Here is a 25,290-nt window from a genome sequence, read left to right as displayed (position 1 = left end):
GAGGATCGACCGGCTCAGCGCGTTGCGACCGGAACCCGACCCGTTGGGACGGTAGATCGTCGCCGACTTGACCTTGGTGGTGATGCAACGGTCACCGGTCGCGCTCGGGTTCGTCGCGTCGAAGGAGACGATCTGACGCTGGCCGGACGCCACGCTGCTCTGGAGCGGCGTGTAGTTGATGCCGTTGCTGAACCCGGCATAGGCGTTCATGAGGCCCTGGGTCGTGTCCGAACCCACACCGACGAGGCCCGACTGCTGCTGAGGATCTGCGGCCACGGGAGGGGCTCCCGAGACCACAGCGAGAGCGACGACCGATGCGCCGAGTACCAGTACGACGCTTCGCCGCACGACGCTGTGACGGGCCATATCTCTGTCCCTCTTCCCTCAGTCGATCAGCGGGCGATGCCGGGCTCCCCCACCAAGATGCGAAGGTCGTGAGACTGCCAAGTCAATCCTTCCGCGCCATGACGCAGAGATGAACGATTCCGGTTCACGCGAACTGTTCACCTGCCGGTCGACTCGTCGTCCCCCGGGAAAGGGTGACGATGCCTACCCGAAACGGCCGTTGACGTAGTCGAAGGTGCGGGGGTCCTGGGGCGAGTCGAACATGACCTCGGTGGGCCCGTGCTCGACGATCACGCCCGGGGTGCCCTGCTCGGCCAGGAAGAACGCGCACTGGTGCGAGACGCGGGCCGCCTGTTGCATGTTGTGGGTCACGATCACGATCGTGACCTCCGAGGCCAGCTCCTGGATGGTCTGCTCGATGCGCCTCGTGGAGGTCGGGTCGAGCGCCGAGCACGGCTCGTCCATCAGCAGCACCCGGGGCTTGATGGCCAGGGCCCGGGCGATGCACAGCCGCTGCTGTTGACCACCGGACAGCCCGCCGCCGGGTTGGCGGAGCCGGTCGCGCACCTCGGTCCAGAGGCCGGCCTTGGCGAGGCACGTCTCGACGGCCTCGTCCTTCTCGTCCTGGCCGACCTTCAACCCGGTGAGCTGGAAGCTGGCCACGACGTTGTCGTAGATCGACATCGCCGGGAACGGGTTGGGCTTCTGGAACACCATGCCGATCTGGCGGCGGGCGTCGGTGAGCTTGCGGTTCACGTCGTAGACGTCGGCGCCGTCGAGGAGGACCTCGCCCGACAGCGACGCCGACGGGATCATCTCGTGCATCCGGTTGAGGATCCGCAGGAACGTGGACTTGCCGCACCCCGACGGCCCGATGAGCGCGGTCACCAGACCCGGGGGCATGTCGAGGCTGATGCGGTCGAGCACGTGGTGGGTGCCGAACCACGCCGAGATGTCCTTGGCCTCGAGGCCGGTGAGGGGGAGGGCCTCCACGGCGTGGCGCAGCGAGCCGTCGGCGTTGGTCTTCTGGCGTCGGAGGCGGGCCCGCAACCCCCGGTGGGCAGGGCGCGAGGCATCGTCGCCGGGGGCTTCGGGCGCACCGACCACGGCGGGGACGAGCGTGGTGTCGAGGGTCGCCTCGTCGGGGGGCGCCGGGAGGTCGGCGATGCCTGTCGCCCCGTTGCCGCCGGGTTCGGGTTCGGGGTTGCCGTCGAGGTCGTCGCGGGTGACGAAGTGGGCACCGGCACCGGCGGCGGCCACCGCGGCGAGGCCGGCCACCGGACCGTGACCATTCCCCGACCCGGTCTCGACCTCGACCTCAGGTTCAGCCTTCGAGGGAGGCGGTTCGTCGATCGGGCCCTCGGTGAGGTCGATCACCGGCGACGGCGACGGACCCGAGGGCGCCACGTCGGAGCCGGCGTCGGAGGACGCCGCGGCCAGGGCCGAGCGGAAGGCGTCCACGTCGTCGCCGGGCACCGACACCCCGTGGTCGTCGACACCGGGGACGGCGAGGAGGGTCCAGTTGCCCGACCCGTGGTGGACGGCCTCGAGGTCCTCGAGCTGCCACGACCACTCGAGGTCGGCCTCGACGGCCACCACCCGCTGGTCGGTCACCACCACGGTGGCGGGCACAAGCTCGAGGACCGACGCGTCGGGGTCACCGGGCGACCCGGCGAGGAGCTGGACCACCGAGCCGCCGGCGAAGGTGGCGCGGGGCCGCTCGCCGGGGACGAGGCGCAGGTTGTCGGGGGGGGCGTGGGAGTCGGGCACGGGAGGATCTCCTCGGTTCAGAGCAGGTTGGGGAGGAGCCGGGCCGCCTGGCCGGCGACGAACAGGCTGACCAACGCCATGGGGGGCAGGAAGATGATCCACGCCTTGGCCCGCCCGAGCTTCTGCCACGTCCACACGGCCCCCACCATCACCAGCACGAGGGCCTGGAGCCACAGCACCAGGGCGTAGAGGGTGCTCGTGTCCGACGCCATCGGCTTCTCGGCGGCGGGCAGGGTGTCGGCGGTGAAGGGTCGCTCGGGTGCGCCGACGGCGTCACCGGTGAGCTCGGCGTCGACGCGGAGCACCCCGTCGGGGAAGAACGCCGGTCCGTCGGCCGTCATGAGCAGCATGCGCCCGCTGCCGGCCTCGCCGGGCTCGGGCACCGGGTCGCCCTCGCGGCGCACGCCGATCACCTCGTAGTCCCAGACTCCCTGGCCGGTGGTGGCCCGGATCACGTCGCCCTCCTCGAGCTCGGCGATCTGGGAGAAGGGGCCGCCGTAGGAGGCCTTGCGGCCCATGATGATGGTGGTGCCCTCCTGGCCGGGCAGGGGCGAGTCGCGGCGGTGGCCGGGCCCGGCGAAGAGCTGGCCGCTCGTCGTGCCCTCGACGACGACCTGGCTGACCCCGATGGCCGGGATCTCGATGTAGGCGACGGGGCTGCCCGGGGCGAGCAGCACCTCCTGGGGCTCCTCCGGGACCGTGGTGCTGGGCGAGGCCGCGCCGCCGGTGGCCGAGGTGGCCGTCGGGGTGGGCAGGGTGGGTGTCGACGACTCGGTGTTCTCGGTGACGGGCTGGTTGGGGCCGATGGGCGCCGTGCCCTTGGCCAGCTGTTCACGGAAGGAGTCGAAGAGCTCCTGCTGCGCAGAGCGCTGCTGGAGCGAGCTGATGACCAACATGTCGAGCACGAACGTGCCGGCCAGGATGGCGATGAGCGCCAGGACGCCCTGGAACAGCTTGGCCCGCGGCGACAGCGGCGGGACGGGCACCGAGGGGTCGGGCTTCTCCCGTCGCCACCAGCGCCGGCGCGGCTCGCGCACCTCCACGAACTCGCCGTCGACAAGGCCCTCCTGCTCCTCGACGATGCCGAGGCCGAAGAGCCCCGGGGGAGGCGGTCGTTCGTCGAGGGTGTCGGTCATCAGCCGGAGGTCTTCACCCGGGGCTTACGACCGAGCAGGATGGCCATCCGCCCGAAGACGAGCATGAGCGCACCCCACACCACCAGGTTCCACGGTGAGTTGCCGGTGAACGGGAGTTGCCCGGCGGTGCTGGCCAACGACGCCCCCGACGGTGTCCCCGAGCCGAAGGTCGTGGGGCTGTTCCCCGACCCCCCACCACCGGACCCGAAGGTGGTGGTGGTCTCACCGGCAATCGTGGTCGTCGTCTCACCCGGGGTCGTGGTCGTCGTGTCCCCCGGGGTCGTGGTCGTCGTGTCCCCCGGGGTCGTAGTCGTAGAGCCGTCGGGCACCGTGGTCGTGGTCGTCGGGTCGGGATCGGCAGCCGTCCACGCCACGCCCGCCGGGTCGGCAGGATCGACGACGAAGGTGGCGACGGCGTTCCAGTAGCGGTCCAGCTCGACGGCGCCGTCCACGACCCTCGTGCACGCGTAGCCGAGGTTGTAGTCACCGGGAGGGATGATCGTGGCGGTGTTGGGCACGAGTCCGGCCCAACTCAATGCCGGCAGGCCCGAGATCTGTCCCTCGACCGACGGTGGAACGGCGAGGTCGGTCAAACCGTTCACGAACCGGCTGCCGGTGGCGGTCCAGAGCGACTCGCGGAGGTCGGCGCCGGTTCCCGGCGGCTGGGGTCGCCCGTTCGCCCCGAAGGCGATCGTCGCCGGATCGACGGACACCGGAACGATGTAGCTCTGCACCCTGTAGTCCGCAGAAGCGCTGTCCCCACTGCAGGCGGCTCCTGCCGCGGGCACCACCCGGTACTCCGTCGAGGTCACGCCGCTCGCCGGTTCGATGGTCGCGGAGCCACCCACCGGCGCCGCAGCGACAGGGTTCGAGCCACCGTCGCCGACCGACCAGACACTCACGACCAGCATGAAGCCGGACATGACGGCACCCGCGGCCGAGAGCCGGGAAGCCGCCCGGCGGCGATGAGGGGTACGGATGATCATGACGACTCCTTGGAGAGTTCCGATTTCGGATGTGAAGATCTGCGGCGAACCACGACGAGAACGCCGACGGCGAGGACGAGAAGCACGACGACGCCGAGAGCCAACGCCCAGCCGGCCGATGCCTCTCGGTCGACGTCGGAGTTGGCTCCGGGCACGGTGAACGAGTACTCGACGGGCTGAGTGTCCGCAGCGCGCGTGACGACCATCACGGTGTCCCAGTACCGAGTCGTCTTTCCCTCGAACGAGCAGGCGATCCCGATCCGGTACTCGCCGGACGGGATCTCCGCGCCCTCGAAGGCCTCGAAGCTGAACGGCTCTGGTTGATCCAGCACCCCGGGGTCGCCGAGCTCGGGCGCGTCCTGGGTGAGTTGGTTGCTGTAGCGCCCGGTCGTCGCCAGATAGAGCGGATACCGGCCCTCCCCCTCCGGTTGGGGCGAGAAGGTCAACGACGCGGGATCCTCGTTGCTCGGGATCATGAAGCTGTGGACCACGTACCCGTCATCGGCGCTGTCGCCCTGGCACTCGGCGCCCGGTGGGATCAGGAGGCTGAACGGCGTCCGGCTGCCACCCTCGGCGATCGTTCCTCCCTCCGCCGACCGGATCTCGAGCGTGCCAGAGCTCGACACCTCGGCAGCGGTCGGACGCACCCCCAGCACGATCAGCCCGACGGCGAGCACCCCTGCGACGCTCAGCCCACGGCTGACACGACTCGATCGCATCACGCACCCCCCGCCGATCTCCCGGCCCGTCGCGGACGCTTGGCCACTTCGAGTGCTCCGAGCGCCGCGACCAGGGCGGTCGCCGCCATCACAGGCAGGACGAAGCGGTTGCGGGCGAGCGCCAGTATCGGCGTCAGCAGGCCCGAAGATGCCGGCTCGTCCAGGACTGCCTCGACGGCGGCGGCCGGGGCGGCCGGGACTGGCGGAGCAGTCGACGGCGAGGTCGAGGCACCCGATCGCGCCGGCGACGCCGGCGCGATCGGAAACGCAGAAGGCGTCGCCGAGGCGGGCGGGGGGACTGCCTCTTCGGACGGAGGTGCGGCGGGCTGAAGATCCCGAATCGTCGCTGCGGCAGCCCGCGCCTGCTCTCGCAGCTCGATCGGCATCGCCGCGTATCCCGGCGGCAGCTCACCGCCCTTGGTCCCTTGCACCTGGCCCGATCCAGCCGCGTACTCGATGAAGGCGGCGTACTCGGCTCGGGCCGGGGCATCAAGGGCAAGAGGCCGCACTGCGGCATAGGTGAGCGCCGTGAGCGGATACCCGGCAGGAGCGTCGCCCGTCGGGTCCGGCTCGAGCACGGCCGGCTCGGTGGTCGCGACGAAGCCGGCGATTCCAGCCGTGAGCCCTCCGTTGTCAGGGGCGATGAACCGGCGATCGGGGCGGTTGTCGCCGGCGCGACTGAGCCGTGCCACCTGGATCCCGAACTGGGCCGCGGAAGCGGAGTCGGTGAGCGAGAGGAACTGCCGACGGCCGAGCGGCTGCGGGGCGGCGCGTCGCCACACCTGATCGGCCGACTGGGCGAACGGGTTCTCCACCACCCGGGCCCCGTCCGTGGTCGTCCTCGTCGCCCCGGCACCCTCGCGAAGGCCCTGCAGGTAGGGCATCCAATCCGTCCCACACAACGGTGTCGGCTGGATCTCTCCACGAGGCGGCGACTCGAAGCAGAACGGATCGGCCTTCGGGAAGGAATCCGGGACTGGGTCGGCAAACGGGAACCCGTTGACGTTCGCCGTCGCTGTGGTGGCATACACCGGGTTGACGACCATGCCCCATGGGTCCGCTCGACCGTCGAGCCATGCCTTCGCCTCGGGATCGGCCAGCACCCACTGCCAGACCTCACGAGCAAGATCGGAGTTGCGTACCGGTAGGGCCAGACCGCCGAAGTTGCGGCCCCCCGTCGACTGCAGCTGCTGGAATTCAGGATTGAACTGGAGAAAGTCGGGGTCGGTTCCGAGGTCGTCGGCGTTCGTCACCCGCCATTCGTACGGCGCCGCCTCACCTCGGATGTCGACTTGGGAACGGTACGACTGAGTGAGGAGCTTGGCAACCAGGCGCGGGGTGAGGTTCAGCTCGGCGACCCGGATGCCAGAGAGCTCCTGGGCTTCCGCCGGGGCTGAAGGGAGCGGGCTCCGTTCCACGGTGAACCCGATGACCGCCCCCGAGACCGTGAGCGGCGCGTACACCGTGGGGCTCCGAGGGTCCTCCAGCTGCGGGTCGAGAGGCCGCTGCGTCACCGCCATCCCGGCAGCTCCGGCGGCGGGTTGGGAGATCTGCTGACGCGCTGCGGAATCGGTGACCGTCCCGTAGGTGAAGGGAGGGAGCCCCTCGGTCGCGCAGAGCGCCAGTTGCCAGCTCGACACCGCGGGAACCAAGAGCTCGGTCCCCACGATCCGGCGGTCCTCGTCGTTGATAGAGCACTGGCTGTCGACAGGGTTGAACTCCAGCGGCACTGCGATCCGGTTGGCCCAGGAGACCGGGGACAGCGGCGAGTTGAAGACTCCGGTCGTCGAGGCCGTGTCGACGAATGGTGTCCCCGCGTTCTCCTCGACCGCACTACCGCGGGGCACGATCACGAGCCAGCACTTCGGCGTGAAGGGCGATCCCCCACCGGCTGGGAGCAGGCGTTGGCCACAGCCGAGTCCCGACGACTCCACTCCCGTGTCCACCCTGAACAAGGCGCCCCCTTCACCGCTCGCCGGCGTCCTCGAACCGGTGACCTCGTTGGTCGTCACGATGTTGAAGTAGGGATTGACCCAGTAGTTGCTCCCTTGGACGAAGGGGTCGTAGGCGGGGTTCACGTGGTTGGTGATCACCTGACCATCAACGGACCTGAACGGGCGCCAGACGAGCCCAGTGGTCGGGTCGAGCACTCCGCCTGCGGCGATGGCCTGGTCGTAGTTCGCCCACCCCACACGCGAGATGATCCGGGTGAGGGTCTGGCCGCCGGCGGGAAACAGTCCGGTGTTGACCGAATCAGGCACGCCGTCGGCCGCCCCTTGCACGCACTGCTCCGGGGGAGGGCCGGGGTTGCCCGGAACACTCCCGTCCGCCTCGCCCCAGCACTGGAAGATCTGCAGGTAGTGCTGGGAGAAGCGCACGTTCGTCGAGATGGTGGGCGTGGCGCCCGTCCAGGTGAGCGAGACCGCCTGGTTGACGAGATCCCGAGTCTGGTTCACCCGGATCTCGAGGTCGGAGAACGCACCTCGACCGCGCACGGTGACCGCTGAATCGGTATCCGGGAGCGACGTGTCGACGCCCGCGCTGCCGGGAACCGGTGGCGCAGCCGCGTTCGACGCCGGCGAGGCCATCGTCGACAGCAGGGCGATGCCGAAGAGCCCGATCAGGCCGTTGCGCACGGCACGCCAGCGGGGAGAGGTCAGCCGGGTCACGACGGAGCCTCGTCGGTGGGCGACGACGACATGTTGCGCCACATGAGGGCGGGCACGAACACGGCCGCGAGGACGAGCAGTCCCACGATCAGCATCAGGGTCTGGGTGGACGACCACCCGCTCGAGCCGGCCACGACCGTGGTCGTCGCTCCGGCGAGCTCGGACGAGCTCGCCCCGGACCGGCGGCTGGCGCCGGTGATCGGCTGGCCGGTCTCGGGATCGATGAGCACGTCGTCGGTGAGGGCCAGCTCGTCGGTGGTCCCGCCGGCCCCACCGGCGGCGCCGGCAACCCCGCCAGCGAGCTCCTCACCGCCGCCACCTCCGCCGCCACCGCTAACCGGGGTGTCCACCCCGGCCGTCCCACCCGTACCGAACGTGCACTGGGTGGGCCCGATGCGGTCGCAATCCGGGGGGAACGGGGCGTTGGCCGCCAACAGGTTCGTGCCGTCAGGGGAGAACGTCGGGTTGTTGCACTGCTGGACGTTGATGTTCTGCACCTCGACGCCCGGGATCTTGCGGATCTGGTCGAACGACGACGTCACCAGGTTGATGGGCAGCGGCGAGTAGCCGAGCGACGCCGACTGCTGCTGGGCCTGGCACATGGCGTAGTAGGTGAACGCGCCCAGCGTGCGGCCCTTGGCGGCATTGAACTGGCCGCGCTCCTGGATGGGCAGGATGAAGTAGGAGTACGACGAGAGCTGGTAGTTGCGCGGGTCGGGGTCGGTGTAGACCCCGTCGAGGATCTGGGTGAGGTAGTCGGGCGAGCCGGCGTCGTTGTTGATCTGGGCCCGCAGCAACGACACCGCCACGTTCTCCGGCGTCGGCTCGGTGTAGAAGCCGGCGGCGTTGAGCACCTTGGCCACCGGGAACGCCGAGCCCAGCGCGTAGGAGTAGTTGACGTAGCCGATGGCCCCCTCGGCGAAGCCCTGCGTCACGTACCCGGTGACGCCCACGTCGCCCGACTGGGCGATCATGCCGTCGACGGTCGGGTAGAACGACGTCTGCCCGCATGCCGGCGCACGACCGGAGCGGTTGCAGTAGTCGTTCCACAGCCCGCCGTGCTGCTTGATCATCCAGTTGGTGAACTGGGCCGTCGAACCGGAGCCCTCCGAGCGGACCACCGGGACGATGGGCCGGTCGGGCATGGCGAGGCCGGGGTTGTCGGCTTGGATGGCCGGGTCGTTCCACTGGGTGATCGACTTGGTGAAGATCCGGGTGACGTTCTCGCCCGACAACCGCAGGTTGGTGACCCGCTGGCCGTTGATCCGCAGGTTGTAGATGAACGCCGTGCCACCGGCGGTCACCGGGATGTAGGCGTAGCTGCCCGGGGCCGGGTTCTCGGGTTGGGAGCCGTCCTCGGGCCGGAACTGGAAGGGGATGTCGGAGGCCGCGAAGTCGACGGTGCCGTTGAGCCAGTTGCGCCGCCCGGCGGTCGAGCCGCTCGGGTTGTAGTCGACGGTGATACCGAACTGCTTGACGTTGACGCGCATGGCGTCGATGGCCCCCGCCGACCACGACGAGCCCTCCCCCGAGATGCGGGCGTAGCTGGCCTGGGCGTCGGCGGGGAGTGGGGAGCCGAGCAGCGGGGCGCCGACCACGAGGGTGGCGCCGAGCACGGCGGCGACGAGACGGACACGGCGGGGGATCATTTGAGTGCCTCCTGGGCACGGGGCTCACCGGCGGGGTCGACCAGGTCGCGGGCCTCGAAGCGGCGCAGGTCGCGAGCCGAACGGGCGGCCAGGCGCTTGCGGCCCCGGTTGCTCACGTGCCCGGCCGGACGACCGCCCAGGATGCGGGCGATGGCGAACAGCACGAGGACGAGGACCATGAGCACGGCGGCGGTGGCGAAGCCCCGGGCGATGAGTGCGGGTTGGGGGGAGCGGACGAACTCGAAGGTGGCCAGCGGCAGCGACACCATCGGGTTCTGGGTGGGGTCGAGGTTCAGCGACGCCGCGAACCCGGAGGTGAGCAGCACCGGCGCCGTCTCGCCGATCCCCCGGGCGATGCCGAGGATGACGGCGGTGGCCAGACCCGAACGGGCGGTGGGCAGGACCACGTGCCACACGGTGCGCCACTGTGGAGCACCGAGGGCGGACGACGCCTCGCGCAGGTTACCCGGGACCAGGCGCAGGACGACGTCGGCCGAGCGGATGATGATCGGCAGCATCATGATGCTCACGGCGATGGCTGCCGCCAGACCGGAGCGGGGGAAGCCGAGGATCAGGATCCACGTGGCGAAGATGAAGAGGCCGGCGAGGATCGACGGCAGGGCGGTCATGGCGTCGACCACGGTGCGCACGAACCCGGTGGCGGGGTTGTCGGTCTCGTTGAGGAACACCGCGCAGGTGAGGCCCAGCGGCACCGTGACGGCGATGGCGATCCCGATGATGATGAGGGTGCCGACGATGGCGTGGCCGATGCCCCCGACCGTGATCGGGTCGAGCGGACCGGCCTCGCTCATGTCCTGGGTGTAGAGGTTCCAGGTGACCAGGGCCTCACGCCCGCGCCAGAGGGTGAAGATGATGACCGACATCAGGGCACCGAAGGCCAGCACCCCCGCCGAACCGAGGACCACCGACATGACCTTGTCGACGACCACCGGGCGGGTGTCGGTCATCGAGACCAGCAGCCCGTACACGGCGAGGAACAGGGCCCACCCGACGACGATCATGCCGGGCTGGCCGCGCAGCGGCGTGACGATGCCGAACAGCAGGAGGGTGAGCGACACCGAGCTCAGCAGCGCCCCGCCCATCGTCAACAGGTCGTCACGGGAGACGCCGCTCAGGGTGCGCAGCCCGTGGGGGGGCACGGACGTGGCCACCACGTCGGGGAGGGAAGTGGCCGGCGGGGAGGCGCCCGTGCCGTCCGCGGCGCCGACGTCGGACTCGACGTCGGCGCGGTCCCGCTCGAGCAGGTCAGGGGGCGGGTTCATGCTTCGCTCGCCGCGCCGGACCGGGACTTGGACACGAACCACGAGGCGGTGAAGTTGACCGCCAGGGTGATGATGAACAGCGCCAGGCCGGCGGCGAACAGCGCCGACAGGGCACGGTCCGAGGCCTCGGCGTAGCGCAGCGCGATGAGGCTGGCCACCGAGTTGGCCCCGGACTCGAGGATGTGGAAGTTGATGTCGAACTTCGGCGAGATGATGAGGACCACGGCGATGGTCTCGCCGAGGGCCCGGCCCAGGCCGAGCATGGTGCCGCCGATGATCCCGCCCCGGGCGAAGGGCAGCGACACGATGCGGATCATCCCCCAGCGGGTGGCCCCGAGTGCGAAGGCCCCTTCCCGCTCACCGACCGGTACCTGGGAGAACACCTCCCGCATCACCGAGCACTGGATGGGCATCACCATGAGCGCCACCACGATCCCGGCGATGAACACCGAAGCGGTGTAGACGGTGGCGTTGTTGAGCGGGGCGCTCGGGTCGACGCCGTCGACCGCGAAGATCGGGATCCACCCGAACCACGTGGCCAGCCACCGCGACAGCCCGAGCACGGCGTCCTGGAAGAAGAACAACCCCCACAGGCCGTAGACCACACTCGGCACGGCGGCCATGAGGTCGACGAGCGACACCAGGGTGCTCCGCAGGCGGGGTGGGGCGATGTCGGTGATGAACAGGGCCGTGCCCATGGCGATCGGCATGGCCACGACCACGGCCACGGCGGCGATGAGACCGGTGCCGAGCATGACCGCCGAGATCCCGAAGCGCCCGCGATCGACCTCCCACTCCGAGGTGGTGACGAAGCTCCAGCCCACCGCGCCGAGGGCGTCGGCCGCCTCGAAGGCCAGGAAGAGCCCGACCGAGCCCATGATGGCCAGCACCACGAGCCCGGCGGCGAAGGCGATGGCGTGGAAGACCCGGTCACCGTTGTCCTTCTTGGTCTTCAGGCTACGCGGCTCGGGTTCGCGAGGTACCGGATCCGGGCCTTCCCGGGTGAAGGTCGCGACGTCGACCACCGCCATGTCAGACAACCCAGGCCAACAGGACGAGCAAAACGATGGCGACAGCCAGGAGCGGCAGGATCACGTCGAGGTGCATGATCCGCTGGCGGAACGTCGGGCGGGCGACCGGGGCGGGCGCAGGGGTCGGCGGCGGGCCCCAGCCCGGCTGGGGCGGACCCCAGGCCTGCTGCGACTGACCCCAACCGGGGGCGACGACGAGCTGCACCGGGGCCGCCTGCGGGTGCGCGGGCAGCGGGAGCAGCGTCTGGCCGGCCGGTCCCGACGACGGCACCACGTAGGCGAGGAAGGGCGTCGCCGAGGCGGCCGAGGGCGCAGCCCCGGCGGGGGGTGCTGCGGACGAGGGCTCGGCGACGGCGGCGGGCTCGACGGCCGGGACGACCCCCGTCGGCAGGTCGGGCTCGACGGCCGGCTCGGCAGCGGACTCGACGGCCGGCGCCACGAGCGACGCCACGGGTGGCGACACGGGCGGGGCGGGCGCGGCCGGCGGGGCGACCGTGCGCAGCGTGGCCTCGACCTCGGCGCGCGCCGCGGCCATCAGCGCGGCCGCCTCGACGCGGGCCGCCTCCACCTCGGCCTCGGCCTCGGCCTCGACCCGGCGACGCTCCTCGACCATCGCCAGTCGCCGCTGCACCATCTCGTCCTCGAGCTCGGTGCGGCGGGCGGCGGCCGCCGCCTCCCGGGCGGCGAGCGCCTCGGCGTCGACGTCGGGAGCCTCGGCCTCGGCCAGCTCGGCGTCACGTTGCGCGGCGTTGCGGCGCAGGGTCAGCGACGCCAGCCCGGCCCGGGCGGCACGGAGGGTGGACTCGACCTCGGCGGCGGGCACCGCCTCCACGGCGCTCAGGGAGAGGGCCGTGGTCGGCTGCTCCCGTCGCTCACCCGTGGTCGGCGTGCCGGCGTCAACCGGCATCGGTCCGATCCTCCGGTCCACTGGCCTCGTGCGACGTCCTCGGGTTCCCCGCCGGCTCGCCGTGCGCCCGTTCCGTCTCGGTGTCGACCGACACGGCCGCGACCGGTGCAGCGTCAGCCGGCACAGGGTCGGCCGGCGACGATGCCGGCGGCGGCGAGGCGTCGGCACCGAGGACCCCGGCGATGGTGGCGCCGGCACCGGTGACCGTGGCCGCCTCGGCCCTGGCCACCTCGAGGATCCGGGCCGCCTTCTCGAGGGCCGCGGAGCGGATGCCGTCCACCGCGGCGCGGTGCTCGGACTCCATGCGGTCGAGCTCGGCCCGGGCAGCCAGCACCAGGGCGGCCACCTTCGACTCGTCGGCCGCCTTCAGCCGGTCGGCCCGCTCGCGGGCGGCCGCGGTGCGGGCCTCGGCGGCGGCGATCTGCTCCTCGAGCTTCGCCCGTTCGGCGTCGACCTGCGAGAGGTACGCCTCGACGCTGGCCCGGTCGTAGGTGGTCTGCCAGGCGAGATCGTCGGGGACCACCGGCGCGCGGTCGTCCACCGTCGGCGCCGTCGCCGGCGCGTCGGAGCCCTCCGGGGCGGGCGGGGCGGCGACGCCGTTGCCCGACACCGAGGCGGTCGTCTCGGCCGATCCGTCTGCGGTCATCCGTCTCCCCGTTCGCTCCGTCGTCGCACGCGTGCCGTCCGCTCCGATGACGAGTCGTTCCAGAACAGCTCGTAGACCCGCGCCGCCTCGGCCTCGTCGTCACGTTCCGGTGACGGCGCGGTGGCCGCCGCCGGGAGCGGGTCGGTCTCGTCCCGACCGCCGAGGGGGATCGGCGTCGGGGGGGCCGATGCCGCCGCGACCTCCGGCGACCGCTGGGCCTGGCGCCAGAGCTCCGACGCCCGCGCCGGCGGGGTGAGCTTCGGCGGTGAGGTGTCCGGAGCGGCCTCGGCGCCCAGACGGGTGAGGGTGGGGGACGGGTCCAGCCCGGCGTCGCGAAGGATGGTGGCGGCGTGCTGCGCGGACGCGGCCAACACCAGCTCGGCGTCACGGCGGGCGGCGTCGACGGACGCCTCGGCGTCGGCGGTGGCCCGGGCCAGACGGGCGTCGACCACGGCCAACACCTCGTCGGGAGCACCCTCGCCGAGGGACGCCAGGCCCGCTTCGGCCTTCGCCGCCTGTGCCTCGGCGCTGCGCAGGGTGAGGGTCAGTCGGGTCAGCTCCGAGCGCTGGCGCGCCGCCCAGCGCTCGATCCGGGCCACGGCCTCGGGATCGAGCGTCTGACGCGGCTCGGGCGCGACGAGGTTCGGAGCACTCACCGACGCGACGCTAGAGAGGCCCTCCGTCGCGCCATTGAACGCAAGGTGAACGGAATCGGGAGACGAGGCAACTTTCTCCATCACCGGCTCACCCCGCCGACGAGGTCGTCGGCCTCGAAGCGGAAACCGACCCCCCGGATGGCGATGATCCTGCGCCGGGTGTCGGTCTCCTCGAGCTTCTGACGCAACCGCCGGATCACGAAGTCGAGCGCCCGGTCGCTGCGGGCCGTCGAGACGTCGCCCAACAGCTCGTTGCGGCTCACCACCCGTCCCGGGCGGGCCATCAGCGCGGCGAGCACGAGGTACTCCTGGTCGGAGAGCACGAGCGGCACGCCGTGGACCACGACCGCCCGCCGATCGGCGTCGAGGATGATCGGCCCGACCGGGACCTCCTCGACCGGCACCCGCCGCGGGGGGTGGCGGCGCAACAACGACCGCAACCGGGCGACGAACTGGCGAGGGGAGGTGGACAGGAGGGCGAACTGGTCGGCGCCCGCCGCGAACGCGGCGAGGACCGTGGCTTCGTCGGCATCGGCGGACGTCGCCACGATCGGGGCGTTGGACCGGGTCCGCAGCGCCGCGCAGACGGCGAGGCCCGAGCGCGCCATGAGCCCGAGGTCGATGATGGCGGCGTCCACCCGGCGGGCGGCCTCGTCGTCGAAGGCCGACTCCCCGGAGGTGTCGGTCACGACCTGGATGCTCTCGCCCGCCAACGGCCCCCGCATGGCGGTGAGCCAGTCGCGGTCGTCGACGACGAGGAGCACCGAGGCGAACGGGGGGTCGACGGGCGGCCCGCCGACCTTCCGGTCGACCGGGTCGTCGTGCACAGGGGCGAGCTCGGTGTCGGTCATGGACAGGAACCCGCCATCGTCAGCCCCAGAAGAGCAGCAACAACACGACGATCAGGGCGGCGGCGAGCAGCGGGACGACGATCTCGAGCGGCCGGAGCCAGGCCTGGGAACGGGCGCCCTCCTGCTCCCGCCAGAAGGCGGTCGAGCGGTCCTCGATCGCCGCCGGAGGGGCGGGGCGCTCCTCGTCGTCCTCCGTCTCGAGGTCGGCGAGCTCCTCGTAGCCGAGCGTGGCCTCGGTGGCATGATCGTCGTGGCCGATCGCTGCGTCGGGGTCGAGCGCCGGCGCCGGCGCTACCGCGACGTCGGGGCGCACGCCCACGGCCGGAGGGTCCGGCAGGTGGGCGAGCTCGGTGCGGACCTCGGCCGTCGGACCCTCCGGCGACGATCCGACCGGCTCCTCCGCCACCGCGGTCGGCTCCACGGCGGCCGGCTCGACGAGGTCGATGACGACCTCGTCGCCGAGGGTCGAGTGGATCGCCTCGGCCAGCCGGGTGGCCGGCGCGGAGGACGTCGATCCGAGCAGTTCGGGCAGCTCCGCCGGCGGGGTGGCCAGGATCGTCTCGGCGAACGCCGCCCGCTCGTCGAGCGCGCGGGTCAGATCGAGGCGGGCCTCGACGAGGATCTCGTGGGCGTCGCGGACGGCGACGGCGACCCGGGCCGCCGCCGCGCTCTCGGCGGCCCGCAGCGCGTCGCGGGACGCGGCCCGCCCGTCACGGATGATGTCCTCGGCGAGCTCGTGGGCGAGGGCCAGGGCGGCGCGACCCACCTCGGAGTCGGGATCGCTCGCCGCCCGGCGTCGCACGGCCGACGACCGCCGCTCCTCGAGCGACGCCAGCCGGACCTCGAGCGCCCGGACCTCGGATTCGAGAGGGTTCTCCGACGCGGGGAGGTCGGGCGGGACCAACAGCTCGGTGGCGGGTGACACGGCCGACATCGGTGCTCAGACCGCCAAGGGCTCGGGCGCACCCGCCGAGGCGATCTCCCCACCCGGGGCGTCGCTGCCGGCCGAGGCCGCGGTGGCCGCACCGACCGGGACCTCGACGGAGCCGACGTCGCGCAGCAGGCGAGCCGCCGAACGCACCGACGCCGCCTCGCGGTGCGCCGCCTCGATGAGCGAACGGGCGTCGGCCTCGGCCCGCTCGATGATCTCCGCGGTGCGCCGGCCGGTCGCGTCACGCTCGTGGCGGGCACGTTGCTGCGCTTCACGGATCACCCCGGCCAGGCGTCGGGTGAGCTCGCCGTCGGGAGCGGACGGCCCCTCGAGGGCCTCCAGCTCGCGCTCGATGCGCAGGATCCGGACCTGGAGGATCCGGACCGCCCAGCTCTCCGACGAGACCCGGGCGTTGAGCGCCTCCTCGAGGCGGGAGCGATCGATCCGGGCGAGCGGGTTGGGGCCAGAAACCTTGGCGATCGGCACGTTCCCGACGTTAAGCAGGGCAGGTGGCGCGAACCTGAACCGGCTGTGAACACTCGTCGCCTTCGCTACGGCAGGCCGCCGAACGTTCGGAAAACGCTCCGCGCTTTCGTCCGGTTCAGTCGAGCACGGCGAGCAGCACCACGATCACCTGGGTCACGAGCAGCACCACCACGAAGCCGAGCACGGCGTAGACCACACCGCGCAGCGCGCCGGTCACGCGCCGGCGCTCCGGGACGACCTCGGTCGGGGTCTCGACGTCCGGTGACGTCCGGAGCTCGTCGATCGGGGATCCGTCGGCGGGCGACTCGGCGGGCGACTCGGGACCCGGTCCCTCGGCGACGTCCTCCGCCGACGGGGTCGCGACGGGCGCCGCCGCGGGCGGCTCGACCAGCACGGCCTCGACCGCCTCGCCGCGGGCGACCAGCGCGTCGGCGAGGTCGTCGCGGGCCGCGTCGAGGATCCGCCCCGCCTCCCGGCGGGCCTCGGCGAGGCGGGCCTCGCACGCCGCCTCGGTGCCGTCGAGGAACCGGGCCATCTCGGCACGCTCCCGAGCGACCGTCGCCGTCGCCAACTCCTCGGCCATCACCGCCGACATGTCGGGTTCGACCGGCTCGGGCCGGCCCTCCGGGCCGAACTCGCGCAGCGCCGCCGTCTCGGCCTCGATGCCGACGAGGTCGGCGCCGAGGCGGGCGATCTCACGGCGCAGCTCGAGCAGAGCCGCCTCGGATCCGGCCACCGGCGACACCCCCTCGGCATGGAGGGTGGGATCGGACGCGGCGGTCACGGGTTCCCCGGTGCGGCACCGGGCACCGGCATCGTGCGCAGCCGAGCGGCGCTCTCGGCGAGCACCTGCGCCTCGGCCTCGACAGCCGCACGGATGCGCAGCACCTCGGCCTCGGTGGCGTCGAGGGCCGCCTCGGCGGCCCGCGCGGTCGCCGCCCACCCCTCGGCGATCTCCTCCTGCGCGGCGAGGAGGGGGGCGCCGAAGCGGGGCTCGGTGGCCGTCGACGACTCGGCGGCCCGGTCGCGGGCGGCCGCGGCCACCTCGGCGCGGGTGGCGGCCAGCTGGCGGCGGGCGTGCAGGACCTGGGCCTGCAACCGCCGCAACGTCCAGGCCGCCTCGCCGTAGCGCAGGTCGAGCGTCGGGCGGCCGGCGGGTCGACGGGGCAGGTCGGCAGCCCCGGTGCTGCGAGATTCAGTCACGGAACGTCACCGCCTCACTTCTCAGAGTGGGACTCCACTGTACGACGTTCGGGCGCCGGGTGCGAGGGGACGTCGTCAGGCGAAGACGCACGTCCGGTTGTCCCACACCAGCACCCGGTGCTCGAGGTGGAGGCGCACCGCGTCGGCCAGCGTCTGGCGCTCCACGTCGCGGCCCTTGCGCACCAGGTCCTCGACCTCGTCGCGATGGGTCACGGCGGTCACCCGCTGGGCGATGATCGGCCCGGCGTCGAGCTCGGCGGTCACGTAGTGGGCCGTGGCCCCGATGACCTTCACCCCCCGCTCGTGGGCCCGGTGGTAGGGCCGGGCGCCGGCGAAGGCGGGCAGGAAGGAGTGGTGGATGTTGATCATCCGACCCGTCCACGCCTCGGTGATCGACGCCGGGAGGATGCGCATGTACCGCGCCAGCACCACGAGGTCGGGGTCGAGCTCGTCGAGGACGTCGGCGACCAGCTGCTCCTGGGCGGCCCGCGACGCTCCCTCGAGTCCACCGGCCACGGACCGGAACGCGACGTCGTGACGGTCGGCGAGCGCCTCGGCGGCGTCCTTGTCCGACACGACCGCCACCACCTCGGCGTCGAGCTCGCCGAGCGCCACCCGCCCGAGGACGTCGGCGGCACACGACAGGTCGGTCGAGCACGCCAGCACCATCCGGGTGGGGACCCCCGGGTGGTGGAGGTCGTAGCGCAGGGCGAGGCGCTCGGCGGCGTCGGCCAGCCCCTGCCCGAGCCGCGACCAGTCGGGGTCACCGTCGATCTCGATGCGCTGGAGGAAGACCCGCGAGGCCCGGTCGGTGTGCTGGTCGGCGTTGGCGATGTTCCCGCCCGCGTCGGCGATGAGGTTGGCCACCGCGGCCACGATCCCGGGACGGTCGTCGGCCCGGACCAGGAGCACGGAGGGGCGGTGCCTGCCGCGGAGCTCGGCCATCGGTGGACCTCAGCTCGCCAGGCTGGCCAGGCCCCACGCCGCGGCGATGCCGCCCACGGCGATCATCACGACGCTGCGGGCCACGGGCGGGCGGGCGAGGTCGTTGCCCTCGGGGTCCTGGCGTGGGCGCACCAGGGCCAGCCCGGTGCCCACGACGAGCGCTGCGCCGATGGCCAGCACCATCCAGGGCAACAGGTCCTCTCCGAGGAACACGGGCTACTCCTCCGCAGCGACGGGACCGGGGTCGGTCCCGGCCGGTGCGGTCGGATCGTAGGTCTCGTCGGCGGTGAGGTCGAAGTCGCCGTCGTTCACCTGAGCGGTGACGAGGACCGCGTCGAGCACGTCGACGGTGCCGCCGTCGCGGGCGACCTCCAGACGACGCAGCGCGCCGGTGGGCCCATCGAAGCAGAGCTCGGCCCGCGCGCCGTACGTGGCCTCGACACCCTCCCGGCGACGGAGCAGCTCGAAGCACCCCTCCCCGGAGGCGACGACGGCGTACACGGGGTCGTCGCCGAGCACGAACTGGCGCACGGCGGCGAGCTGCTCCTCGCGGCGCTCCGGCCACGGTGCCGCCGCCGCCCCCGTCGCGCAGCTGTACGCACCCCCCGCCACCGGGACCCCGCAGTTGACGGTCCGCCCCCCGACCACACCGACGGTGCTCCCCAGCGAGCGCTGCAGCCGGTCCGGCGGGCGCTGCACGACCAGCAGGCCCGACTCGAGGCGCTCCCCGTCGGCCCGGGTCCGGACGAACTCGCCGTCCAGGCGGTAGGTGGCGTCGAGCTGGCGCTCGAAGGCCGCGACGAGCTCCTCGGCGGCCTCGACCCCAGCCGGCTCGTCGTCGCCGACGCGGCCGACCAGCACCACCGCCACCGCGACGACCACCACGACCACGGCGGCCACGACCGCCACCAGGGGCACCGACCGGCGCCGGGGCACAGGTGCGTTCGGGGCCGTCGGGACCCCGGTGTCGACGTCGGGCATCGGCGCCGACGGTAGCGGCGGGCGGCGGCCCCTCGGGGTTCTCCCCCGACGGGGTCGATCGGCCCTGGCGCCCTCCGGCCCCGGGGACCAGGCTGGCGGGACAGGGAGGGTGCCGTGTCCGTCGATCCCCGAGCCACGCCGACGCGAGGTGGGGAACGGGCCTCACGACGCTGTCCGCCCCGATCCGTCCGCCCGGCCAGGAGACAACGATGACCGGCACCTTCAACCTCGCCGACCTCTTCGAGTCCGTCGTGGACGTCGTCCCCGAGCGGCTGGCCGTGTCCACGCCCGCCCGGGACCTCACCTTCGCCGAGCTCGACGAGCGGGCCAACCGCCTGGCCCGCCACCTCCTCGACGAGGGGGTGGGTCCCGGTGACCACGTGGCCCTGCTCCTGCGCAACGGCACCGAGTACCTCGAGGCGACCTTCGCGGCGTTCAAGATCCGGGCGGTGCCGGTGAACGTCAACTACCGCTACGTCGAACGCGAGCTGCAGTACCTCTTCGACAACGCCGACGCGGTGGCCGTGGTGGTGCACCGCGAGTTCGCACCCCGGGTCGACGCCGTGCGGGAGGCCTGCCCGACGCTGCGCCACGTCGTGGTGATCGACGACGACTCCGACGCACCGGCCCCCGAACGCTCGGTGAGCTACGAGCACGCCCTCGCCGGGTCCTCCCCGGAACGGCCGGCGGGCCACGACCGCCGGGACGACGACCTCTACATCGCCTACACGGGCGGCACCACCGGGCTGCCCAAGGGGGTGATGTGGCGCCACGACGACCTCTTCTTCGCGGCACTCGGAGGCGGCGACCCGAGCGGGCTCGGCACCCCGATCGCCGACCCGTCCGAGCTGCCCGGTCGGGTCCCCGAGGTCCCGGGCGTCCAGATCCAGGCCCCGCCGCTGATGCACGTCAGCGCGCTGTGGGGATCGCTCGGCACGATGCTGTGCGGCAACACGGCGGTCCTGTTGTCCCCCGGGCGCTTCGACCCCTACGAGCTCCTCGGCGCCGTCGAGCGGCACTCGGCGATGATCTGCGTCCTGGTCGGCGACGCCATGGCCCGCCCCCTGGCCGACGCCATCGGCGAGGCCAAGGGCTCGTTCGACCTCAGCTCGCTGTTCGTCGTCGCCTCCGGGGGCGCGGTGCTCAGCCCGGCGGTCCGCGACGCCCTGCGCGCCGAGCTGCCGAACCTGGTGGTGGTCGACGGCTTCGGGTCGTCGGAGACCGGCGTGGCCGGCACCAAGGCCACGATGGGCGGCGAGACCACCGGGAACGCCCCCAGCTTCCACATGGGTCCCGACACGACGGTGCTCGACGAGGACGACCGGCCCGTCGAACCGGGGTCGGGGGTGATCGGCCGACTCGCCCGCAAGGGCCGGCTCCCCCTCGGCTACTACAAGGACGAGGAGAAGTCCCGGGCCACCTTCGTCGAGATCGGCGGCGAGCGCTGGGTGCTCCCCGGCGACATGGCGACCATCGAGGCCGACGGCGCGATCACCGTCCTCGGACGAGGATCGGTCAGCATCAACACAGGGGGAGAGAAGGTCTTCCCCGAGGAGGTCGAGTCCGTGCTCAAGGCCCATCCCGACGTGTTCGACACCATCGTCATCGGCGTCCCCGACGAGCGCTGGGGACGGCGCGTCGTCGCCGTCGCCTCCCCCCGGGGCGAGCGACGCCCCAAGCTCGGCGAGCTCCACGACCACTGCGCGGAACAGCTCGCCGGCTACAAGATCCCCCGCGAGGTGGTGTGGGTGGACGAGGTCGAGCGCAATCCCAACGGCAAGCCCGACTACGCGTGGGCCACGCGGGTCGTCGAGGGGGAGGCCGCCCGATGAAGCGTCTCAGCGGCACCGACTCGCTGTTCCTCTCCATGGAGCAGCCCAACTGGCACCAGCACGTCGGAGGGCTCACGATCCTCGACCGGAGCGACGCGCCGGATTTCGACTTCCTCAAGATGCGCGAGATCCTCACCACACGCCTCCCGCTGGCGCCGAAGTTCACGTGGAAGCTCCACGAGGTGCCCCTCGGGCTCGACCGGCCGATCTGGGTCGACGACGAGGAGTTCGACATCGACCGCCACCTCCACCACGTGGCCGTCCCCGCCCCGGGCGGGATGGAGGAGCTGGCCCTGCTCACCGGTCGGGTGCTCAGCCGCCAGCTCGACCGACGTCACCCGCTGTGGGAGACCTGGTTCATCGAGGGGCTCCCCAACGACCGGGTGGCGTTGCTGATGAAGTACCACCACTGCCTGCTCGACGGGGTGGCCGGCGCCAGCCTCGCCTCGGCGCTGCTCGACTTCGCCCCCGACGCCGAGCCGCCGGCGATCCCGTCGGAGGACGAGGTCGAGCGAGCCGGGCCTCCCCCCTCCGATGCGGCGCTGCTCACCGGGGCGGTCGGCAACGTCGCCATGGCCCCGCTGCGGAGCCTCGCCTACGCGGGTCGGACCGCCCGTCGCGGCGTCACCCTCGTCCAGGAGGCCCGGGAGGGCCGCGCGATCGTGCCGCTGTCGGTGCCGAAGACCCTCCTCAACGGCAGCGTCGGCCCCCGACGGCGCCTCGGGATGTGCTCGCTCGCCATGCAGGACGTGAAGGCCCTGAAGACCCACTACGGGGTGAAGATCAACGACGTGGTCCTCGCCGTCGTCGCAGGGGCGCTGCGCTCGTACCTGATCGACCGGGGCGAGCTCCCCGACCGGCCCCTGGTGTCCGGGGTCCCGCTGTCCACCCGCGCCGAAGGGGACCAGACCGCCGACAACCAGGTGGCGATCATGGTCGTGTCGTTGGCCACGACGGTCGAGGATCCCGGCGAGCGTCTCATGACGATCCACGCCAGCAGCCAGGGGGCCAAGGAGATGATGCGGGCGGTCCGCGCCACCGAGATCCCGTCCATGGGGGAGGTGGCGCCCCCGGCCGTCCTCAACACCACCATCACCGCCCTGGCCCGCACCGGCGTCGTGTCGCGAGGGCCCACCATCATGAACACCCTCGTCTCCAACGTGCCCGGCCCCCCGTTCCCGCTCTACACCGGCGGGGCCCGCATCACCGGCATCTACTCGACGAGCGTCATCACCGAGTCGATGGGGTTGAACATCACCCTCTTCAGCTACATGGACCGCGTCGACATCGGGCTGCACGTCGACCCCGACGTGGTGCCCGACGTGTGGACCATCGCCGGGAGGTTCCCCGGCGCGCTCGGCGAGCTCATGGCATCGGCGGGGCTGGGCGAGCCCACCCCCGTCGAGGACCCCCTCGGCGGCGCCGGGGCCGTCGCCGACACCAGGGCGGGCGCCGCCGACATCACGTAACGACGCGGGCCGGGAGGCCCCGGGACACGTCCATCAACTCGGCGAGCGAGTCGGCGATCCGATCGAGGAACTCGTGGGGGTGGCGGTGCACCTCCGGGGCGACCAGGAGACCGAACTTCATGGCCCCGTCGTAGCTGTAGACGGTCAGCTCGAGACCCGCGTTGAGCACGACCACGGCGTAGCTGACGAGGTCGCTCACCCGGACGTCGCCGAGGTAGCGCGTCGTCGCCGGCCCGGGCACGTTGCCGGCGGCCAGGTTGGCCGCGGTGCGCTTCACCCGATAGGCGAGCAGCTCGCCCAGGGCGGGACCGAGGCGTGGGGTCAGGTCGCTGAAGGTGTGGGGCCGGCCGTCCAGGGCCTCGCGACGCAGCGCCACCGTGTCCGAGGCCGACCGGCTCACCTTCCCCAGCCGCTCGAGCGGATCGGCCTCGCTGGTGTGGAGGCTCACGTACATGTTCGAGATGTTGTTGCCGTAGAGGCGTTCGCTGCCCGGTGGGTCGATGGCGACGCCGAGGGCGCAGACCGCGTCGTGGTCGACGTCGAGGCCCCGGGCCGCGCTCTCGGCACGGATGGCTCCGGCGAGGACGGCCAGGAGCACCGAGTTGAGCGACGTCCCGACCCGTTCCTTCACGAACCGGAAGTCGGCCAACGGCAGCGAGGAGCTGGCGCACAGCCGCCTCGTCCCGAACCGGGGGTTCATCCACGTGTAGGGCACGCTGAGCCCCGACGGGACCAGGTCGTCCCGGCGTGCGAACGTCCGCCGTTCGCCGAGCACCGTGGCCCGGTTGCGCCACTCCCAGCGCACCATCTCGCCGGCCGCGCCGAGGCGCCCCGGCACGCCGGCGACCACCGAGGTGACGAGCTCGCGCCCCGACGGCAACGGAGCCGGTCGCCAGTCATCCCGGGGCGACGGCACACCCGGACCGGGGGCGTCGGTCGTGATCTGCTCGAAGAGCCGCACCACCCCCATGCCGTCGGACAGGGCGTGGTGGAGGCGGAACACGACGGCCTGCTCGCCGCCCTCCAGCCCGTGCACCAGGGTGGCGTCCCACAGGGGACGGGCCAGGTCGAGGCGGTCGCTGGCCAGCGAGGAGCACACGTCGTCGAGTTGGCGGCGCGTGCCCGGTGCCGGCAGGGCCCGCTCGGAGAGGTGAAGGTCGAGGTCGAAGTCGGGATCGTCGACCCAGAAGGGCAGGCTCTTGAACAGCGGGGGGACGACCACCCGTTGGCGCGCCCTCGGGTACCCGGGGAGGTGCGCCGAGATCGCGGCACGCATCTCGCGGAGGGTGACCGGGTAGCCCCGCTCGCTCGTGTCGAGCACCATCACCTTCAGCGTGTGGCACGGCTCGCCCATCCGCTCGAGATGGACGAACGTGGCGTCCGCGCCGGACATCCGCTCCACGTACCCCCCCTACGTCGTACCTTCCGGACCTGGCTCCCCCGGCCCGGGACGCTACCGCGACGCACCCGGGCCGACCACGGTGCGGGCCCGGCGCCGGTGCCTCAGACGGCCGGTGCGACCGTGCCCGCCGCCTCGCCCACCGCGGCGTCGATGTAGCGCTTCACGCCCCGGTCCCAGATCGCTCCGCCCAGGTGGCCGCCGTCGAACCAGTGGATCGAACCCGACCCCCAGTGCTCCCACAGGTCGAGGGCCTGCTGGGTGGAGGAGATCTGGTCGATCTTGCCGGCGTAGATGTAGCGCCGGTCGGGCGGCACCTTCGAGGTCACGCTGAACGGCGACACCGGCGCGAACAGGCGGTCGAGCGCCGGGTCGTCGACCAGCGCGAGATCGTCCTCGGGCAGCTCCATGCGGCGGGCGTGGCGGCGCATCAGCCGCGGGTAGTCCGACACCGGCAGACCGGCGATCACCCCGGCCAGACCCTCTTCGAGCCCGGACACCATCGACACCACGTAGGACCCGAGGGACACCCCGTGCAGGATGATCGGCGCGTCCGAGCGGGAGCGGATCCAGCGGATCGTGCGCCGCACGTCCCACACCGCCTGGGCGAAGCCCACGACGTTGGCACCGAAGTCCGTGCCGGGGATCTGCGGGGCACCGACGCTGGCCCGCAGCCCGCTCATGGGCAGCACCGGGTGCACGACGTTGACGCCGAAGCGGTCACGGGTGGCCGCGGAGCGGAAGAGGAACAGGTCCTCGGGGAGGCCCTGCTTGAAGCCGTGGACGTTGATCAGCCAGGGCGCGTCCACGTCGAGCTCGAGGGCGTAGACGTGGACGCTGGCGTTGGCGGGGTAGTCGCCCCACGTGGCCGACGCCTCCAGCGCGGGGGGCGGCACGAAGCCGCTGGGGAAGGCCAGGTGGTCGGCCTCTCCGCCCCGGGTGCGCACGGTTCCGAGACGGGCGACCGCCACCGGGGGGTCGGGCGGGGCGCAGAACACCTCGGGGGCGAGATCGATCTCGCCGGCGTCGGCGGCCTCGGCCAGGCGCCGGGCGTGGCGGTTCGCCTCCTGGAAGTGCGACCGGGCGAGCGCGGCCTGGTTGCCCTTCAGCAGGCCGAGGGCGATCTCATCGACGAGGGCCTCGGTGACCGTGCGCAGGGTGACGACGTCGACCCGGGTCTGCGCCGGCCGGTCGGGGTGCTGCACGTCGATGACCACCCGTGAGGTCCGGGGGCCGATGAGCATGACGTCGGCGCCGGGGAGGCGGTTGAACCGCGAGATGATCTGGGCCGGCAGCGCGTCGGCGATGGCCGAGTTGAGCCGGTGGATCCCCCGGGCGACGTCGGGAGCGACCCGCCCCAGCCCTTCGAGTCGTGCGTGCACGGCACCGTCCCCGT

The 25,290-nt window shown here is 72.4% G+C and carries 24 protein-coding genes; 2 read left to right on the top strand and 22 right to left on the bottom strand.

Annotated elements, in window-relative coordinates; genetic code table 11:
- The 20 genes from MUE36_11720 to MUE36_11625 all read right to left on the bottom strand — a co-directional run.
- A partial coding sequence (locus tag MUE36_11720) for a hypothetical protein (GenBank protein ID MCU0311593.1) occupies window positions 1-276 on the bottom strand: 276 nt, incomplete at its 3' end.
- A 273-nt stretch (window positions 277-549) separates the two neighbouring features.
- Window positions 550-1,338, bottom strand: coding sequence for a phosphate ABC transporter ATP-binding protein (locus MUE36_11715; GenBank protein ID MCU0311592.1), 789 nt, complete (start codon window positions 1,336-1,338; stop codon window positions 550-552).
- A gap of 794 nt (window positions 1,339-2,132) precedes the next feature.
- Window positions 2,133-3,251, bottom strand: a complete 1,119-nt coding sequence (locus MUE36_11710; protein MCU0311591.1) for a class E sortase — start codon at window positions 3,249-3,251, stop codon at window positions 2,133-2,135.
- Window positions 3,251-4,237 carry a hypothetical protein gene (locus tag MUE36_11705; GenBank protein MCU0311590.1) on the bottom strand — a complete coding sequence of 329 codons (987 nt, stop codon included), beginning with the start codon at window positions 4,235-4,237 and terminating at the stop codon, window positions 3,251-3,253. The genes MUE36_11710 and MUE36_11705 overlap by 1 nt, the downstream gene beginning before the upstream one ends.
- Entirely contained in the window at window positions 4,234-4,956 is a 723-nt protein-coding gene (locus tag MUE36_11700) for a hypothetical protein (protein MCU0311589.1), read from the bottom strand. The genes MUE36_11705 and MUE36_11700 overlap by 4 nt, the downstream gene beginning before the upstream one ends.
- Entirely contained in the window at window positions 4,956-7,625 is a 2,670-nt protein-coding gene (locus MUE36_11695) for a hypothetical protein (GenBank protein ID MCU0311588.1), read from the bottom strand. The genes MUE36_11700 and MUE36_11695 overlap by 1 nt, the downstream gene beginning before the upstream one ends.
- A complete protein-coding gene (locus MUE36_11690) occupies window positions 7,622-9,274 on the bottom strand; it encodes a substrate-binding domain-containing protein (GenBank protein ID MCU0311587.1) in 1,653 nt (550 codons plus the stop codon). The genes MUE36_11695 and MUE36_11690 overlap by 4 nt, the downstream gene beginning before the upstream one ends.
- Window positions 9,271-10,557 carry a phosphate ABC transporter permease PstA gene (gene pstA / locus MUE36_11685; GenBank protein MCU0311586.1) on the bottom strand — a complete coding sequence of 429 codons (1,287 nt, stop codon included), beginning with the start codon at window positions 10,555-10,557 and terminating at the stop codon, window positions 9,271-9,273. The genes MUE36_11690 and pstA overlap by 4 nt, the downstream gene beginning before the upstream one ends.
- Complete coding sequence (gene pstC / locus MUE36_11680; protein MCU0311585.1) at window positions 10,554-11,588, bottom strand: phosphate ABC transporter permease subunit PstC; 1,035 nt, start codon at window positions 11,586-11,588, stop codon at window positions 10,554-10,556. The genes pstA and pstC overlap by 4 nt, the downstream gene beginning before the upstream one ends.
- Before the next feature lies 1 nt (window position 11,589).
- Window positions 11,590-12,495, bottom strand: coding sequence for a hypothetical protein (locus MUE36_11675; GenBank protein ID MCU0311584.1), 906 nt, complete (start codon window positions 12,493-12,495; stop codon window positions 11,590-11,592).
- Window positions 12,485-13,141 carry a hypothetical protein gene (locus MUE36_11670; GenBank protein ID MCU0311583.1) on the bottom strand — a complete coding sequence of 219 codons (657 nt, stop codon included), beginning with the start codon at window positions 13,139-13,141 and terminating at the stop codon, window positions 12,485-12,487. The genes MUE36_11675 and MUE36_11670 overlap by 11 nt, the downstream gene beginning before the upstream one ends.
- A complete protein-coding gene (locus MUE36_11665; GenBank protein MCU0311582.1) occupies window positions 13,138-13,797 on the bottom strand; it encodes a hypothetical protein in 660 nt (219 codons plus the stop codon). The genes MUE36_11670 and MUE36_11665 overlap by 4 nt, the downstream gene beginning before the upstream one ends.
- An 80-nt stretch (window positions 13,798-13,877) precedes the next feature.
- A complete protein-coding gene (locus MUE36_11660) occupies window positions 13,878-14,648 on the bottom strand; it encodes a response regulator transcription factor (GenBank protein MCU0311581.1) in 771 nt (256 codons plus the stop codon).
- Between the two features lie 19 nt (window positions 14,649-14,667).
- Window positions 14,668-15,573 (bottom strand): hypothetical protein, encoded by a 906-nt coding sequence (locus MUE36_11655; GenBank protein MCU0311580.1) that lies wholly within the window; start codon window positions 15,571-15,573, stop codon window positions 14,668-14,670.
- A gap of 15 nt (window positions 15,574-15,588) precedes the next feature.
- On the bottom strand, window positions 15,589-16,065 hold the full coding sequence (locus MUE36_11650) for a hypothetical protein (protein MCU0311579.1): 477 nt from the start codon (window positions 16,063-16,065) through the stop codon (window positions 15,589-15,591).
- A gap of 115 nt (window positions 16,066-16,180) precedes the next feature.
- Window positions 16,181-16,849 carry a hypothetical protein gene (locus MUE36_11645; protein ID MCU0311578.1) on the bottom strand — a complete coding sequence of 223 codons (669 nt, stop codon included), beginning with the start codon at window positions 16,847-16,849 and terminating at the stop codon, window positions 16,181-16,183.
- Window positions 16,846-17,268, bottom strand: a complete 423-nt coding sequence (locus MUE36_11640; protein MCU0311577.1) for a hypothetical protein — start codon at window positions 17,266-17,268, stop codon at window positions 16,846-16,848. Before MUE36_11640 ends, MUE36_11645 begins: the two co-directional genes overlap by 4 nt.
- Before the next feature lie 75 nt (window positions 17,269-17,343).
- Window positions 17,344-18,213: a formyltetrahydrofolate deformylase gene (gene purU / locus MUE36_11635; GenBank protein ID MCU0311576.1), complete on the bottom strand. Its 870-nt coding sequence runs from the start codon at window positions 18,211-18,213 to the stop codon at window positions 17,344-17,346.
- Between the two features lie 9 nt (window positions 18,214-18,222).
- Complete coding sequence (locus tag MUE36_11630) at window positions 18,223-18,426, bottom strand: hypothetical protein (protein MCU0311575.1); 204 nt, start codon at window positions 18,424-18,426, stop codon at window positions 18,223-18,225.
- A gap of 3 nt (window positions 18,427-18,429) precedes the next feature.
- A complete protein-coding gene (locus MUE36_11625) occupies window positions 18,430-19,194 on the bottom strand; it encodes a hypothetical protein (protein MCU0311574.1) in 765 nt (254 codons plus the stop codon).
- A 209-nt stretch (window positions 19,195-19,403) separates the two neighbouring features.
- On the opposite strand from MUE36_11625, the gene MUE36_11620 reads away from it, so the two are divergent.
- Window positions 19,404-21,026 carry an acyl-CoA synthetase gene (locus tag MUE36_11620; protein ID MCU0311573.1) on the top strand — a complete coding sequence of 541 codons (1,623 nt, stop codon included), beginning with the start codon at window positions 19,404-19,406 and terminating at the stop codon, window positions 21,024-21,026.
- Window positions 21,023-22,495 carry a wax ester/triacylglycerol synthase family O-acyltransferase gene (locus tag MUE36_11615; protein MCU0311572.1) on the top strand — a complete coding sequence of 491 codons (1,473 nt, stop codon included), beginning with the start codon at window positions 21,023-21,025 and terminating at the stop codon, window positions 22,493-22,495. The genes MUE36_11620 and MUE36_11615 overlap by 4 nt, the downstream gene beginning before the upstream one ends.
- Here MUE36_11615 and MUE36_11610 read toward each other — a convergent pair.
- Both MUE36_11610 and MUE36_11605 read right to left on the bottom strand, forming a co-directional pair.
- A complete protein-coding gene (locus MUE36_11610) occupies window positions 22,488-23,888 on the bottom strand; it encodes a wax ester/triacylglycerol synthase family O-acyltransferase (protein MCU0311571.1) in 1,401 nt (466 codons plus the stop codon). The genes MUE36_11615 and MUE36_11610 overlap by 8 nt on opposite strands.
- 110 nt (window positions 23,889-23,998) lie before the next feature.
- Window positions 23,999-25,276, bottom strand: a complete 1,278-nt coding sequence (locus tag MUE36_11605) for a hypothetical protein (protein MCU0311570.1) — start codon at window positions 25,274-25,276, stop codon at window positions 23,999-24,001.
- Window positions 25,277-25,290 lie beyond the last annotated feature (14 nt).

The sequence above is a fragment of the Acidimicrobiales bacterium genome (assembly GCA_025455885.1).
Classification (GTDB): Bacteria; Actinomycetota; Acidimicrobiia; order Acidimicrobiales; family Acidimicrobilacustridaceae; genus Rhabdothermincola_A.
Note: the sequence above shows the minus strand (reverse complement) of the source record. Positions and strands in the feature narration are given on the sequence as shown.